This window comes from Tabrizicola soli (assembly GCF_015999335.1).
Classification (GTDB): domain Bacteria; phylum Pseudomonadota; class Alphaproteobacteria; order Rhodobacterales; family Rhodobacteraceae; genus Tabrizicola; species Tabrizicola soli.
On the sequence record NZ_JAEACP010000004.1, the window covers coordinates 78,626 to 94,644 of the forward strand.

Below are 16,019 nucleotides of genomic sequence, written 5' to 3' on the forward strand. Positions count from 1 at the left end.
TCGCCCGGCATGGCGGGCGATCTCTTCGTCTTCGCCCTGGAGCCTGGGTTCTCCGCGCTGTCGCTGTTCACCGCGCTCGAGACGCTGCACGCCCTCAACCTGGCAGCCTCGGCCCCAGTCGCCCGCTGGCAGCTTTGTTCGGCCGATGGCGCAGCCGTTCGTTCTTCCCTGGGGCTGTCCCTTCCCGTGGACGGAATCTTCGACGTTCCACCGTCAGGGGCGACGATCGTCGTCGTGGGTGGCGAGGAGTGTGCCGAGGCGCCAGTCCGCCTTGTCCATTGGCTCCAGCGCAGCGCGCGGCGCGGGGTGCGGATTGCCGGGCTGCATTGCGCCGCCCGTACCCTGGCGCGGGCGGGGCTGCTTTCGGGCCGACGGGCCACGATCCACTGGCGCTATCAGGACGGTCTGATCGAGAGCTTTCCTGACATCGACGTCCGGCAATCGACCTACACGATCGACGACAGCATCTGCACTACCGCCGGCGGCACTGCCGCGATGGAGCTTTTTCTTGCCCTGGCCGAGCGCGACCACGGCGAGGCGCTAGCCTCCCGGGCGGCCGAGGAAATAAACTACAGTGCGATCCGCATGTTGCAGGAAGGTGGCGGCATTGGTGTCGCACAGCGTCGGCGAATCCAGCATCCGAAACTGCATGAAGCGGTCCGGATCATGGAGGACGCCCTGGAAAACCCCGTCCCGCCCGGCGATATCGCGCGCGACCTGGAAATCTCTGTACGCCAGCTCGAGCGCATCTTCCGCAAGTACCTCAAAACGAGCCCCAAGCGGTTCTATACCGAGCTTCGGCTCTCGCGGGCGCATCGCCTTCTGGTCCAGTCGCGCCTGAGCGTGATCGAAATCGCCATCGCCTGCGGCTTTGCCACCCCCTTGAAAGCGCTCGGACGGTTCTGCAACACTGGTGCATCTAAGTTCAGCTTTGAAAGCATTGCCGAAATGTTGACCCGTCTAGCTTTGTCGGCACCCCTGCAAGACCGCGAGACCGGCTTTTCCTACCTTTCTCGGCTTGCTGCGCGTCATGGCTTGGCGGCTCATGCTTTTGCACTCGATTTCGGCCTTACATTCCGCGCCATCATAGATGGAGACAGTTCGGCATTGGCTGATCTTGCGACCTTGGGCGGGGTCGATCCTGAAGCATTGCAGGATTGGAGCCCAGTCCATACAGAAGGTCGCGTCCACTTGTTTCGTGGCGAGGGTTTCCACGCAAAGGCCCTCAAGCCGGCAACGATCCGTGGATGTCCGAAATGCCTTCAGGCCGATGCGCTGGCGTCCGATCGGCCAGCGGCGGAAGCAATGGCCATCAGGGGCCATTGGTTGCCAACGCCTGCCATGCTGTGTCTTGATCATCACCATCCTTTGGTTCCGCTCTGGACAGCGGCTGACCCATTCGAACGCTACGATGTTGCCACCCAGTTTCGCGGGATTGCGGGCGCCATCCTTTCCGGTGCATTGAACCAGCCCCTTCGTGAGCCTGGATCCTATGATCGATGGCTGGAAGCGCGGCTGTATGGGCGCCGTGGTGATGGATGGTTGGATCAGTTCCCGCTCTATCCTGCCGCACATTTTTGCCAACTTCTCGGGCGCGCGATCTTTACGCTGAAGGTTCCCAAAACGCGCGCGCTGAAGCCGGAACAAGCTTGGATCGCGTTCGACCTCGGCTACCGCTTCGCCAGTCGAGGCGAGGACGCCATTCGTAGGGTTTTGACGGAGTTGCAGGAAGAAGCTGAGAGCCCCAGCGCGGGTCCGAAGAAGATTTTCGGCGATCTTTATGACCGGCTGGCTTTCGACCTGACCTCAGAGAACTACCGCCCATTCCGGGAATTGCTGCGCGACCATATCGCTTCCACTTGGCCGCTGGGTCCGGGAGACGAATTGATGGGCGAGCCAGTGCGCGAGCGCCGACTGCATTCCATCCTCACCGCCCAGAAAGCTACCGGGATTGATGCGCGGCGGCTGAGGAAGCTTCTGGTCGAAGCGGGCTGGCTTGCCTCCTCGGCCGAAGGCAAGCCGAATGCCTGGGCGTTGGTCGACTCGAATGCGATTGAACCCTTTCTGAAGGATTTGCCGCAGAAGGTTTCCGCCATGGATCTCCAGTCCGCGCTTGGCATGTCCCGGTCTCAATTCGAGTTGCTGCGCAAGGATGGCTATCTCGCGCCAGACTTGGATGGTGGTGACCACAAGCCGCTCTGGGATCTTGCGGTCGGTCACAAGCTCATCGGGGACATGCTGACTGGCGCTGAGCCGATCTACCTGCCTATGCATGATTGGTGCGATATTCCCAAGGCGGCCCAGCGTCTGCGTATCGGCCCCGGCGCAATTGTCGCCTTGATCCTTGACCGGAAGCTTGCTCGCGTGGGGCGTTACGTCGGCAAGGAGGGATATGCTGCGATCCTTGTCGATTTGGCAGAAGTCGAGCGACATCTGCAGCGGCCAGAGGCCAAGGGGATAAGCATCGAACTCTTTGCCAAGGCGAACGGGTTGAAACCCGCGGCGGCGAGTTTTCTCGTCAAAAGCGGCCATATCGCATCGACTGTTGGGATCAATCCAAAGACCAAGGAGACGCAACGCTTCCTTTCTCCGTCCGACGTTGAGGCGTTCAACCACCGTTTCATCCCGCTGCGAGCGCTCGCCATGAAGATGGGGCTATCTTGGCAGCAGCTCCGCCTAGACATTCTTGCGGCGCGTGTCAGGCCGTTCACGCCGGATGGGCGCGATCTTGGGGCGGTTTTCCAGTGGTCCGAGATCGAAGAACACCTTTGGTGCCGGTGGCCGCGCGTGTGACTTCGAGAGGCAATACTTAAAGGCTTCGGTTCCCCGAAGCCTTTAAGAAACCGACTTATGTCGGAAAGTCGGTCTTTACGTGTCGAACTTCATTTCAACTTCGACCGACCGAAACCAACCATAACTGTGCGCACCGTGTCCATCCCTCGATTCGAATCGAAATAAAATAACCGAACATCAACACCTTACAGACCACCCGAAGAGGGGAAACCGCATAAGCGTACGCACGACACCATAAGGTTACGCAGTCATTTTTCAGGCCGAACGCCCCCAGCATAACCCTCTAAGAAAAAACAAAAAAACCGCGCCGAAGCGCGGTTGTTTTTCGAGAGGCTGACTACTTGGGACGTTAGGAGATGAACGCCTGGAACGGTTTGTCAGGCCGGAACATGGTCTCATATCCGGGATGTGTGAAGGGTGTAGCGAGGGCGTTCACGTTCGCCTTCTCTGCCCAGAAGTCCACATAGTGATCCCGGGTCAAAATGGGCGAGCCGGAAACGCGCGCCTTTGCGATCGAGGAAATCGTCATCTTGATGAGGGTACCCCACCTCATGGCCGAGGCGACCGCGAGGCGGCGGTAGAAGTCCTCCGTCATGAGATCCTCATCGACCTCCAGGCCGTTCTCGAGGGCGTAGCTCCCCACGATCTCGTGGATCACGTTAAGGTCGTCGGGGAGGTCGATCCCGTCAAAGTGGACGTGGGTCACCTTGTTTTGGGTCTGGTCGAGGACGCGCACATGATCGGCGAGTTCAGGAACGCCGGACATGATCAGCATCAGGGGCCATCCCCTTGATTTAATGAGAGACTTGAAGTTGTCGAGGATCATTTCCCGGTCGTTGTCCGACTTGCCGGCGAAGATGTGCTGGGTCTCATCGAAATGAATCCCGATGATGCCCTGGGTTTCGGCCTGATGGGCGACCCGTGCCCAGATATCGGTCTGGGTCAGACGGGCGTTATCAGACAGGTGGTATCCCATCGCCTTCAAGGTCCGCCGCCCGAGGTCCTTCCACCCGCCGGCCCGGCTCAAGTCGCACTGGGCGACGCGGGCGGGGGTCCCGGTCAGCAGCGGAACCTGTTCCGCATGGAGCAGCTTCAGAACCTCGTTCGTTTCCCGGGTCTTCCCAGACTCGCTCAGCCCGGTGACCAGAAGAACCTCCCCTTCGAACCACTGACCGCTGTTCAGGTTCCCAATATGACGGCTGAAGACCTCGCTGAACGTGGCCCGGAGCTTTTCACCGCGGCTAAGCGGGAAATACCTGCCGGTATTCAGAGCGGCGGTTTCGGCGATCTGCGGGTTGAAGAGGCGGGTCATAGTTTACTGTCCTTGATGGGCGTGAAGGTTTTTCCGGTGGGCAGAGACGTCTGGCTCTTGGGCGGCGGTTTCGCGTTACTCGCGACAGAACGCTCACCGACCTTGAATGCCGGGGTGACTCCGGTCCGGTCCGTGAGGCTCCCGGCCCGCGCAGTCGGTCCGGTCACCCCTTTCGGGCGGGTCGGAACCTGGGCCAATCGGCTTCCGCGGCGATTAAGATCATGCATATTCTGATAACTCGGCGGGCTAACTGCATTCGGGAAGAAGTGACTCTCCTGAGCACGGCGCCTGCGGACTTCTTGCAAGTGATCATCATGAAGTTCCTGCGCCTTGGGGTCGCGCCGGCATGCCTCTTCCATCAGCTCGATCGCCTCTTCGAGGGTTAGGTCTGCGAATACAGTCATGGTCAGGTTCACCTTGATGATATCGGTGCTCCCTTTCACCGTTACATATGCGTGCCTGAGGTCGTCTGGATCCAGATGGACGGTCACCTTGCGCGAGGCGCCACCCGTGAAGTTCATAAGCTCAGTCGAGTTGAACGGAATATTAAAGGCCTTGACGCCATTCGACGTCGTCGTGGCGTTCACTTTGACCCCGAGGTGCAGACAACGCTCCCGTTGGGTGGGCGGGTCTACCTTGCGGTAGTTTTTCGTGATATCGAGCATCTTTTCCCAGGGCGTTGCCCCGTACATCCCGACCCCGAGGTGCTGTTCATGGGAATACTCGTCAACAAAATACCTGGTTATCTGCCCGTAGAATTCGTTATGGGTGATCGCCACTGATTTCTTGGGGTCATAGTCTGTCAGCTCACCCGGCCGACTGCCCGTATACCCGGGCAGGAAGTTCAGAACAGCCCACTGAGAGGTCCCGAAAATCCTTTCAACGTGTGGCTTGTCGATCGAATGATAAGAACGCGCCGGTATGACCGTCATGCCCACTCCAAGTTGAGCGCCATAAACCGGACCATTTCGGGTTGCCCCGCCATTATCAGCCTCGAAACTCATGATGCCGACCGGCGGAGCCGGGTCCTTGATACAGCCATAGCGGATCTTCTCGCGAGTTTTGTCGCGCGTAGCCATCCTCATGAGGGCCTCCGTGTGATCGGCATCAGCGGATTTCGCGATGATCCAGGCCAACGGCAGGCGGGTCGCGACGTCGATCATGAGGTGGAGCCACAGGCGGCAGATTTCATTCTCTTCCAACTCGTGCGGCACCTTTTCAGGGTCAATGCGTTTTGCTCGCACGGTGCCGCCGGTGTCGGTAAACAGCGACAGATAGACTTGATCGACCTGACCTTTTTCGCCGTAATACTGGGCCCGAATATCGGAAGTGCCGGCCCCTATTCTATTCCGAGCGTACTGCCATCCATTTCGACCACCCACTTCGACGAATTTTTTTACGGCCTTCATCCGGGCCCGGATGGTCGTCTTCGATGGGAACTTGAAACCTGCCGCGATTTCTTTCGGAGGGACATGAAACGTGGCGTAGGCCAGTTTCAGAAGGGGCGCCAGTTTGACCTGGCGCGGATCCTTCCTAGAAGCCAAGACGTGGTCGATAAAGTTCTCCTTGAGGGGACTGAGACGCCGGCTGCGGTTCCCCTTCATATGTTCCCGTTCCATCAATACGATCGGCTTGTCGCCAAACTCGTGATACGTGGAATGATATTTTTTAAGGGTCCTCCCCTCAGGAACAAGGAACACAAGCTCGACCCGTCCTTTTCTGGTAGGGTCGGAAAATTTATGTGATCCGTGGATTTTCGAGGCCTTGAGCAGAAGTTTTTCCCGAAGGGGGCCTCCCGTATTTATGCTCCGCTGGGTGACCTTTTCCCCTTCAGCTTCCAGTGCGTCTATCGCAAGGACGATGGCGAGGCGGTACCGAATGTCGCGCTGTTGTTCGTGGGAAAGCTGCTCGAAGACCTCAAGGCCACCGGTGAACCGAAGGAGCGCATCGCGCTTTTCAATGTCTTTCGGTGCGACGACCTCGCAGTCCCGATCCTTGATCGCCTGATCAATGTGCTGAAAGGAGAATGACCGGCATTCGCCATCGTCCACCCCCTCGACGGCATAGGCGTTTTCCCCAACGCCCGTGACCAGCCAGTCGCACCCATCAAGAACGAGGCGCGATCCGTTAAGGACACGGTAGATGGGGACATAACTCATTCAGGCAGCCGCACGCGGGAGTGGATGCTGATGACCGAATACCAGTCAGCGGCGAGGTGGCCGCGACCGATCAAGCGCAGGGCGGCGTCGAACGCGCGCGGCGACGGAAGGCCCGAGTTCAGGATCAGATCTTTCAGCAACCAGTAGTTCGTCGTGCGTGCGGTCTCCTGAACCAGTTCGTCTGCCTCCCGGTCCGTCCTCTGACAGGCGTCGTAGGCCCGGAACAGGTTATCGCGGTACGGTCTGGTATATTGGTCACCGTTGACCACGATCGCGTCGTCCGCGAAGTCCGTAGGGATCGCGTTGAAGATGGCGTCGATCTCGGCCTTGGTTTTCGGTTTCGTCAGGCTGTGGCCGTTCCGGACGAAAACAGCCCGCCGGAACCCGTCCTCGAAGGTGACGCGCAAATCGAAGTGATGCTCGCGCGGCTTCTTCCGGCCGGGCCAAGGATAAAGGATCGGCGGAAGCTGGACCTCGATCCCGTAGACGGTGGGATCGAGCAGGATGTCGAGGGTCGCCGCCCATTCGGTCAGTGCCTCGAAGAGGTAGACCTTGGGAATTCCCCTCGTAGCCCGCGTCGCGAAGGTGGCGGCGACCCGGCGCGCGACGGTGCTACGCGTCAGGGGGTTCCGGTGACCGGAATAGGGCAGAACCCCGTGAATCTCGGGGATCTTCAGCGCCGGCTGTTTCCCAGTGGGACTGCGGCGTACTTCTTCCTCAAGGAAGATGGACATGACTCTCTCCCGTCCGGAAAGCTCCCCTTTCCGGATTCTTCTGCGTTTTTGTTTTGAGAGCCTGATGATCGCGCTTGTCTGGACCGTTGGTGGTCTCTATTTTGACAAGAGAACTGGGGCGATCAGGCCCCCGACTTCCCGGGCGCGCCATTGGCGCGCCCATTTTTCTGTCGTGGTAGTCCCGTTCTTTCGGCCTCCTATCTGGCGCTGATGTTCAACTCACTGGGTACCGTAAGACTCATGCCGACGGACTCGGCGGACCTAACTGGCCTTGATGGATGGAGTCAACACACGGAAATATAAGAGAAAAAACCCTGTTCAGTTTTTCGCATCCTCTGTGAAACCGGGCCGTTCCGATCCTCCTCAAAGTCAGTTCAGACCAGATCAAACTATTCCAGAAACAGCCCTCGCGGAACGGCCCCGCCGTTGATAGTTGGGGAGCGAGTGTATCGTTAACTCATCAACCGTTCTGCGTCTGGCCCGGGGTGGCGGGAGAGCCTATGCTGAGAGGCGGATCAACCTTGGGACAGGACCACGGATGCAGGACCGGTACGCTGGTGACGTTGGAGACTTCGTGAAACTGGGGCTCCTGCGCGCCATCGCCCCCGGGCGCACGCTCGGGGTGGCCTGGTACCGGTACCCGGATGAGGGCCACAACGGCGACGGTCGTCACACAGACTATCTTCGGGACCGGAACCAGAAGCTCGCGCAGCTTGACCCGGAACTGTTCGAACATCTGAGCGGCGTGGTCCGGACGGCGCGCTCGATCCGGTCCCTGCTTCCGATCCTTGGTGACGCGCGGTCCTCGGACGAGGCGCTGGACGTCGTGAAGGTACCGGTCCAGAGGCGCCGGTCATGGCGCGCATCTTGGTTCGACCGAGTGATGGGCGACCTGGACGGATGCGATCTGGTCTTCGCGGACCCGGATAACGGGCTGACCGATGACGATGATCGCCGGAAAGGGCGGGCGACCTTCGGGAAGTCGCTACCGATCTCTGAGGCGCTGCGGCTCAGCGAAGGCCGGGCCGCCGTGATCTACCACCACAACACCCGCCGGGCCGGCGGACACGATGCTGAGGTCGATCACTGGATGTCGGTCCTTGGCGCCCCGTGCCTCGCGGTGCGGGCACGAGCCTACAATTGTCGGACCTTCTTCATCGTGAACCCGGATCAGCGCATGGAGGACGATATCCGTCGTTTCTGTGACCGGTGGTCCATCCTGAAGGTTTCACTGCACACTTCACGGTAGACAGTCAGCGCGAAGTCCGGTTCGCTGTGTCTATTGGGTCGGTGCAACCGCCCCACGTTATCAGGCCCGGTATCCTGATGATGAATTTCAGATCAGGATTGTAGGCCTGTCGGGAGGAGAGGCATCCTACCCGCTCCATCAAGGTGAAGAAGGAGGAGCGCGCCCATGTCCGGTCCAGATGACCCCGCAGCGAACAAGGGACACCCTCTGACCGGACCGGATGATGGGAACCCGGCGTCTGATCCGCGCCCAGCCGTGCCAGACGATAATCGCTTTGCAGCGGCCTTCGTAGCCGCGCGCGGGACCGTTTCGCCTGAGCTTGACCTTAACGGCATGCTGGATGAACCGCTCATCACGGGTCAGGATGGTGATACGGGGTATCGGCGCGCGGGTTCCTAAGCGGACCGGTTTCACCGTCACACACCATAGAATCGAATCAGGATCCGCCCATCGGCAGTCTCGCTGCCACTTCGTCGACGCGCTGCTGCGGCTCGATCAGACCCCTCTTGGGACCGAGAGACGGGATGCGAAAAACATCTTCGGCCGGCGCGGAATGACCTGTAGGCGCTGAACAAACTGGGCCGTTCGTCTCTTGCGAAAAAAATGGTGTTTTTTCGTTTATCATCAATGCGTTGAGCGCCATCGAATCCATCTGGAAGATGATGTCTGTCTCGTGTATCCCAAGAGTGTACAGGAGAACAAAATGAGACCACGCCTCACCCCTGACGGACGCTGATCCGTCGTCTGACCGGCCCGGTCCCGGCCATTCGGTCCGGGCCCTGACGCCTCGATCAACTCATCACACCCCGCACAAACGAGAACGCGCATTTGCGCGACCGATATCCTTTACCCTCGAGGAGCCCACCATGACGAAACCACCGCCTAACCCACAAGACCCACCTCCCGGAGCCGACGTGATCGAGGGGCTGCCGCCCCTGCCGGGGTTGCACGAGGCCTTGGCCTACATCGCCAAGGGTAACCCGCCTGCGCCCGTCGTGAAGCTGGACCCGGGGCTCGAGGGCGACGATGACGACGATCTCGAGCTGGGTGCGCTGGATGAAGCGGATGATCCGGTTTCGGAGTTTCGGCCTGATCCCTCGGAGATGCTGATGGCCTTGATGATCCTCCGGATCTATGGGGCCGCGGCGTCCTGCGATCAGCCGCTCAGGCCGGAGCCCGGGCTTCTGTCGACGGTCATCATTTCCGGTCCGGAGGACCGCCGGCGCTTCGCCCAGATCCTGCCGGATCTGCCCATCGTCCGCCCGAAGGGCGCACAAGCGCCTGTCGTCGCCATCGAAGACGGCTCCACGGTCGACCGGTCGATCAAGGAACTCACCCACCGCGTCGAGGGGCTGGTCGAGCGGGGTAAGCCGGTGATCGTCGGGACGTCTCGGCCAGAACGCCTCCCGGCGGAGCTGCTCGCGCTCGAGTCCGTGCGGGTCATTCTGCCGCCCGTGGACCGGCGGATGCTGGGGGCCTTGCTGGAGGTGCTGCACCCGACCCAGCAGATTCTGATTCCCATGGACGATGCGGATCTGGCGCTGGTGCCGGCGATCCACCTTGCGCCCGTCTTCGCGGCGGAAACCGCCGATCAAGCAGCGGACCGCCTGCGCCGCATCGCGGTCAAGCGCCCAGCGGTTTCCGCCGGCCCGACGCTGGACGACGTGCACGGCCAGCCGGAAGCCGTCGCCGCGCTCCGCCAGGTCGTGCGCGATCTTCAGGAGTGGCGCGCAGGCCGACTTGAATGGAGCGAGGTGACAAAATCGTTCCTGCTGGTGGGACCACCCGGGACCGGAAAAACGATGCTCGCACAAGCCCTTGCGGGAAGTTCCGGGATCACTTTTGTCAAGACGAGTTACTCTGACTGCCAAAAAATGGGACATCAAGGTGATTTTTTGCGCGAGCTGAACGCCTCCGCGGATCGCGCGCAAGCTGGCGCGCCGGCGGAGTGGTTCGTGGATGAGATCGACTCTTTTCATCATCGTGGTCAGTCGACAACCGGGTACATGGTGGGGGTCGTGAACGGATTCCTGACGACCTTGGACCGGCTCTCTGCCACTGAAGGTGTCATCCTTGTCGCCGCTACAAACGATGTCGCCCGGATCGATCCCGCGGTGATCCGGGCCGGGCGCTTCGACAAGCATATCCGGGTCAATCCGCCGGACCGAGGCGGCGTGCGGACATTCCTCTCGTCCGCCCTCGTGGGGATGATGACGGAGGATCATCTGGATCGCCTCGCGGACCAGATGATGGGGCGGACGGGGGCAGAACTCACCGCGCTTGTCCGGGATGCGCGGACCCGGGCGCGTGCCGAGGGGAAGCCTTTCTCTGCTGACCACGTCCAGGCGGCCGCCGATGCCGTCCAGCCCCCGCTCGACCCCGATCTGATGTGGCGGGTCTGCCTCCATGAGGCCGGGCACCTTGTCGCCGGCGCCGTTTTTGGGCTCCCGGCCGCCACCTCCGCGCGCGTGACCCCGACCGGCGGAGAGGTCTTGCGACCAGGTAAGCCGAGCCACACGCGCGAGAGCATACGGGCATACCAGTGCGCCGTCCTTGCCGGCCGGGCCGCCGAGGAGGTTCTGCTGGGCGACATCTCCTCCGGCGGCGGAACCGGGGCTACAAGCGACCTGGCGCAAGCGACCCGGCTCGCGATGGAGGCGGAATTCGTGTTGGGCTTCGGCCCGACGCTGACCTGGGTGCCGCTCGAAACGCCCTATTTCTTGCTCCCGGAGGCGCTGCGCCAGCGGATCGAAGCCTCTCTTCAGGTGGCGCAGACCGAGGCGCGGGCCGCGATGGACCGGCACCGTACCGCCGTCGAGCGGGTCGCCGGGGCCCTGTCCGAGCGGAGGGAACTGGACGCGGGCCTGATCGCCGATCTCCTGTCCGATATCGTTCAGGAGCCGGTCCGTGCCGAAGGCCTCACGTCGGCGGGGGTGGAGTGATGATCCCGGGCCGCGGGGGTGCGCCCCCTGCGGTCCGGCTGGCGTGTCGTACCGGTGTCGGAGCAGGACCCCATGAAGATCAAGATACGCCCGAGGCTGAACGCTGAAATGGTCGACGCCGCCCGCCGCTTGGGGCTCGATCTGTCCCTGATCGTGGAGGAAGCCCTGGTCCGGGAAATCGAGGCGGAACGCCGCCGGCATCAGGTGGACCAGGACCGCGAAGGCGGTGCCGGGACCGGGTCCAGCACCACCGAGACGTAAAAGAACGGGTGCCGGTTCACGCCGCGCACCCTCCCGGATACCGACGACCAGACCCGGTTCGACCACTCACGCGACGTGACGCGACCGGGATTTTCCATTACACTTCAACTAGGAGATCATCTTGTCAGACCTGTTCAAAATCCGAGCCGCAGCGAAAGCCCGCTCCCGCGAAAGGGACGAGGAGCGGCTGCGTCGGGGCGAGGTTACCCCGTCCCAGCTCCAGCAGGAGAATCTGGTGTTCCGTGGCTTCCGAAAGGGCGAGATCGGCCTGCCGGCGAAATACATGAAGAAGATCAAGAAGCGGTCCGAGGACAAGGACGAGACGTAGGCGCTGGTCGAATGCGCGGCCGTGAATAGCCGACGGTCTCATCCAGAAAGTAGCCCACTGTCAAAACAGGAGGCTTTGGCGCGTACCCGCGATTAAGGCCCCTACTTGTTTTCCGATCATCTTTGAAACAAGCTTTAACTTCATATGGCGGAAAGGGTGGGGAGTGACAGGGTACAATCACTATCCGTGGTGTTCTTGCGGCTGGTGCACCGGCGGTGGCGGTGGGCGCTTCCAGTTCTCAGCGGTCGATTCTGCTAGAAACCGGCTCAAGTCCCATAGTGTAAGCGGTTTCACGTCCTGTTTCGTCAACCCAAACGCACGCTGCCCGGTTTGCGGGCAGTCCGTTTTCTTCTACGCGAACAGTTATGGAAGTCGTGTTTATTTCAACGAACTGGGCCCCCCGTGGCCCAAACATGAGTGTACCGATAACACTCAACCTTCCAGCTCAGGTCGTTTTACAGGGCCAACGCGGCGGTCAACCAGCCAGATACACGAGATTATAGAAGCAGATCGGGGCGCAGGTACATTCTTTGTAAGCTCACGAGATCATAAATACTCAGAATGGACCTTACATATCGTCGTTGAGGCGGTATTTGAAAAAGGTAGGCTATGGATAGCTACGGAAAGCGTATCTTCGCTCGAAATAACCAGATCGAACTTTTCAATATATTCAAAAGAAAAGGTTCTCGATGAAGGTGATTTGCTCAGCGCGCGTGGAGATGTCTTTTCGTTTGTTCGACGCGACACTTTAGAGCATATAGAAGTCGTCGACGGTCAGGTCGTAGAAAAGATCGCGGAACAGGACGAAGTAGAACCCGATCCTAACGAAATCCCAAATAGCAAATACGAGCTTCGAGATTCCGAACGACATCACTTCCAAAGTGCGACACTATCCCTGAAAGAGCTTGTCGCTCAATACAGGGACATCCTATTCTCTCTCGCAAGTCGTAACATTGTCGGACCAAAGCTCGTCTCGCATTATTTGAATGCATCTAGCAGAAGAACAGCCAGCGGAGCGTCATGGACACCCCGACTAGCATTTTTTTTGATCGCACTGACCGAGGCGCCCACCGAAAAATCACCAATCGTCCGGCCACGGCGGCAGAGATCACAAAATCAGCCGTCTCGCTCTCCTTCAACAAGTCCTCAAAAATCTAAAAAAACTAAGAAACCTCGGGAAGCGAGAAGCACCCCGAATGTGCAGAGGGTACTACCTGTCCCGGTCGACCCGGTCCCAGTTGCAGATCTTCCGAAGCTTCAACAGGATCTTGATAAATTTGACGCGCTGATGCTTCGGCTTCAGCAAGAGAGGGAATATGCGTGGTTTTCGGAGAAAAAGAGACAAGCGATAACGCAACAATTCCACAGTGTGAAAAAAAAGCGTGACCAGCTCTGGCAGAACATCGAACGTCTAAAAAGAATGTGAAGTGTGATCTCTGATTCTCTAGCGCCAGCTGATCGAATAGAGCCCAGAGCAGGGCGGATACGATCGCCTTACTTTGCCGCCCATAGAACGGCGTACCAATCTTCGGGCGCCAAATTTGGTTCTCGGGACACCGGGAGCTCTTCGGTGCAGATACAGGCCCGCAACAGGTTCCCGGGTTGACGCAAGTCCTTCACGAGGGCCGTTTTTAGGCGATGGGCCGCGACATAGGAAATCTCGTACCGGTGGGCGAGCCCATGCCCGGTCAGATTTTCCTCTTCCAGCCCCTTCGCGTAGGCGGTGATGACATCGCTGGCGGCGATGAACCATGTCCTGAGATCGAGCCGTGACCGGTGCATGGTCGTTCCCGCCGTCACCGAAAACTGCGTCCGGCATTGGCGGCACTGGTACAGCGACCGTGATTCAATCAGCCCGATATTTCGGTCGCCACAGGAGGGACATGTCACCCCTGACGGCCAGCGCACATCCGCCAAGCGCCGCTGACAGGACGCCGTATCCGGGAAGGCCTGCCGGACGCCACCGATGGGGAGCGTGCGATAAATTTCCATCCAGTCTATGCGCGCCTCGACGTCAAAAACGCGTTCTTTCCGGCGCTTTCGGCTCACCGGACCTCATCCCAGGCTGTGGGTCTGATCGCTGATCAGCCTGGTCGGCGTACCGGACCACGACACCCGCAGCGCCTTCTTCGCCCGGGTCGCCGCGACATGCAGGAGGGACCGGTACTGCATGACGATGTCCTCCCTGTCGGCCGGGTCGACGGCGGCGCGGAGCGCCCCTTGCGGCGGGAAGGCGGCCTCGGACAGGAACGGGATCGCCACGGCGAAAAACTCGAGCCCCTTCGCGCGATGCATGGTCGTGATCCGCACCCCGGGGATGGACCGGTCATCAGCGCCGGACTGGAGCATCACCGTCTCGATATCGGCCGCGCGGAGCGTCGCCTGAACCCGGTCCGCGTCGGCGCGACGCGCGCACAGGACCCCGATGTCGGAGAGGCGGATCTGGTCGGGCGGCAGGGCCCGGACCCAGGCCACCAGCCCGTCCAGCTCCTCCGCCTCTGTCCGGCACCCGACCAGCTCCGGGGTGGCCCCCCGCATGAGGCTGACATAACCGCGCAGGGTATCGGTCCCCTCATCAAGATCGTCAACGCTGACCCCCTCGAGAACCGAGACAGCCCAGGCCCGGATCTCCTGCGTCGTCCGGTAGTTCAGGCGGAGCCGTTTCGAGCGGCCGCGCACGTTGATCCCGCAGCCCGACATGCTGGCGCGGCGCCCGTAAATCCTCTGGTGCGCATCGCCCACGATGAAGAGGGAGTTCCGGTCGCCAGCCGGGGTCTCCGGAACGATCGCACGGATCAGCCGGAACGCCTGTTCGCCCATATCCTGCGCCTCGTCGACGATCACCGCCGCATAGGGCAGGTTCGGCGCCTCCGCCGTCAGGATCTCGGTCGCCTCGCGGTAAGCGTCGTCAGGCTCCGCCAGCCCTTCGCTGATCAGCCGGGCCCGGTAATCGGCGAAGATGTCCCACAACGCTGCCCGTTTCTTGCGGTCGAGCGGTGTGCCCCGGCCGGCCCGGGACGTCTTCAGGTACCCCTTCTGATCGGTCAGACCCTTCGCCTGGACGATTTGCGCCCATTCGGCGCGAACGAACGGCTCGGACAGGCCCTCGGGCAGCTCGTGATCATCGAAGACCTCCTTCCAGACCTGATCCAGCCGGTCCCTCGCTTCCCCGAAGAAGGCGACCTCTCGCGCGAAGCTCTTGCGCTTGAGGAACTGGGACACCCAGCGGTCCAGGTTGATCACCTCGATCCGCGGCGGGCGGGCGTCCAGATGGTCAGGGCACAGGGTCCGGAGGTTCGCCTCGATGTCATGCGCGAGGCTGGTCGTGAAGGTGGTCAGAAGGACCCGCTGGCCGGATCGGGTCGGATCGTTTTTGATCTGGTCTGCGAGGTGCTTGGCCCGGTGCATCGCGACGACGGTCTTGCCGGTACCGGCCCCGCCGCGGACCAGGACCGGCCCGTTATAGTCCCGGTAGGCGATCTTGCGCTGTTCGGGGTGCAGAAACACGCGCCAGCCCTCAAGCCCCTCCTCGAAAACGCGGCGCAGCTCCGCCTCGCTTTCCGGGATGAAGATGGTCTGGCGGCTCTGCTCGGTCTCGATCAACTTCCCGAAGGTCAACTCTACGGCGGGCTGCGGCGGTTCCGCGTCCGGCTCCGCGCCGACCCCGGTCAAGGACTGTATTTCCTCATCCGCATAACCGGCCGCGACCGCGTAAAGGATCTGATAAGTGAGCGGGTCGAACCGGTCCTCCGCGTCCTCCAGCGCCTCGATCGTGGGAATCTGGCGGACGGCCGTCAGCTCCTCCTCCGGCACTCCGAGGGCGCGCAGCCGTGCATCTGTAACCTCATCGAAGAGGCGAGGAGCGGACGTGTCCGGCGTCGCCACCGGTTCGATAACCGCGTCCACCTCCTCGATCACCCGAATTCGGTTCGTTTCCGGGTCGAGCTTGACCCGGCGCCCTGCCGCCCAGCGGTAGGCTTTGTCATGTTCGTTGACGTGCACGAACATGATGTCGCGGCCGACCTCGAAGGCGATGGCCCGGTACCCTTGGTCGACCCGCAAGGACTTGATCGAGCTGTCCCTCGATCCTTCCACCGTTTCCAAGTTCAGCCCATTCGCGGAAGGGTCCGACATATATTTCGTCATCAGGTCCATGAACCGGAGCGCGACCCGGTCCGGCAGTTTCCGCAGGCTCTTCATGCAGCCGATGTCGTAGGAGACCCGCTTGTTCATTGTGTCTG

11 protein-coding genes are annotated in these 16,019 nt (G+C 60.9%); 5 read left to right on the top strand and 6 right to left on the bottom strand.

The features are described from left to right. Nucleotides 1-9 precede the first annotated feature (9 nt). The gene (locus I7S92_RS04630) at nucleotides 10-2,793 is read left to right on the top strand and encodes a TniQ family protein (RefSeq protein ID WP_197642318.1); all 2,784 of its coding nucleotides are present in this window, start codon (nucleotides 10-12) and stop codon (nucleotides 2,791-2,793) included. A 349-nt stretch (nucleotides 2,794-3,142) separates the two neighbouring features. Here the strand turns inward: I7S92_RS04630 and I7S92_RS04635 are convergent, their stop codons facing one another. From I7S92_RS04635 to I7S92_RS04645, 3 genes are read right to left on the bottom strand one after another with little or no spacing between them, the layout of a single operon-like run. Then, nucleotides 3,143-4,105 carry an AAA family ATPase gene (locus tag I7S92_RS04635; RefSeq protein WP_197642319.1) on the bottom strand — a complete coding sequence of 321 codons (963 nt, stop codon included), beginning with the start codon at nucleotides 4,103-4,105 and terminating at the stop codon, nucleotides 3,143-3,145. Beyond that, nucleotides 4,102-6,264: a TnsB C-terminal domain-containing protein gene (locus I7S92_RS04640; RefSeq protein WP_197642320.1), complete on the bottom strand. Its 2,163-nt coding sequence runs from the start codon at nucleotides 6,262-6,264 to the stop codon at nucleotides 4,102-4,104. Before I7S92_RS04640 ends, I7S92_RS04635 begins: the two co-directional genes overlap by 4 nt. Continuing rightward, complete coding sequence (locus I7S92_RS04645; protein WP_242070073.1) at nucleotides 6,261-6,998, bottom strand: hypothetical protein; 738 nt, start codon at nucleotides 6,996-6,998, stop codon at nucleotides 6,261-6,263. Before I7S92_RS04645 ends, I7S92_RS04640 begins: the two co-directional genes overlap by 4 nt. Nucleotides 6,999-7,572: 574 nt before the next feature. Here I7S92_RS04645 and I7S92_RS04650 point away from each other — a divergent pair. Continuing rightward, nucleotides 7,573-8,247 carry a hypothetical protein gene (locus I7S92_RS04650; protein ID WP_197642321.1) on the top strand — a complete coding sequence of 225 codons (675 nt, stop codon included), beginning with the start codon at nucleotides 7,573-7,575 and terminating at the stop codon, nucleotides 8,245-8,247. A 436-nt stretch (nucleotides 8,248-8,683) separates the two neighbouring features. Here I7S92_RS04650 and I7S92_RS04655 read toward each other — a convergent pair whose 3' ends face one another. Next, nucleotides 8,684-8,890 (bottom strand): hypothetical protein, encoded by a 207-nt coding sequence (locus tag I7S92_RS04655; RefSeq protein WP_197642322.1) that lies wholly within the window; start codon nucleotides 8,888-8,890, stop codon nucleotides 8,684-8,686. Nucleotides 8,891-9,161: 271 nt separating this feature from the next. Here I7S92_RS04655 and I7S92_RS23120 point away from each other — a divergent pair, with 271 nt between their 5' ends. From I7S92_RS23120 to I7S92_RS04670, 3 genes are all read left to right on the top strand, one after another. Then, complete coding sequence (locus I7S92_RS23120; RefSeq protein WP_197642323.1) at nucleotides 9,162-11,189, top strand: AAA family ATPase; 2,028 nt, start codon at nucleotides 9,162-9,164, stop codon at nucleotides 11,187-11,189. Nucleotides 11,190-11,261: 72 nt separating this feature from the next. After that, the gene (locus I7S92_RS04665; protein ID WP_119134708.1) at nucleotides 11,262-11,450 is read left to right on the top strand and encodes a type II toxin-antitoxin system CcdA family antitoxin; all 189 of its coding nucleotides are present in this window, start codon (nucleotides 11,262-11,264) and stop codon (nucleotides 11,448-11,450) included. A gap of 491 nt (nucleotides 11,451-11,941) precedes the next feature. Continuing rightward, a complete protein-coding gene (locus I7S92_RS04670) occupies nucleotides 11,942-13,204 on the top strand; it encodes a hypothetical protein (protein ID WP_197642324.1) in 1,263 nt (420 codons plus the stop codon). Between the two features lie 68 nt (nucleotides 13,205-13,272). Here I7S92_RS04670 and I7S92_RS04675 read toward each other — a convergent pair whose 3' ends face one another. Together I7S92_RS04675 and I7S92_RS04680 are read right to left on the bottom strand one after the other, a co-directional pair. Next, a complete protein-coding gene (locus tag I7S92_RS04675) occupies nucleotides 13,273-13,827 on the bottom strand; it encodes a transposase (RefSeq protein ID WP_197642325.1) in 555 nt (184 codons plus the stop codon). 6 nt (nucleotides 13,828-13,833) lie between these two features. After that, entirely contained in the window at nucleotides 13,834-16,011 is a 2,178-nt protein-coding gene (locus I7S92_RS04680; RefSeq protein WP_197642326.1) for a UvrD-helicase domain-containing protein, read from the bottom strand. Nucleotides 16,012-16,019: the final 8 nt, after the last annotated feature.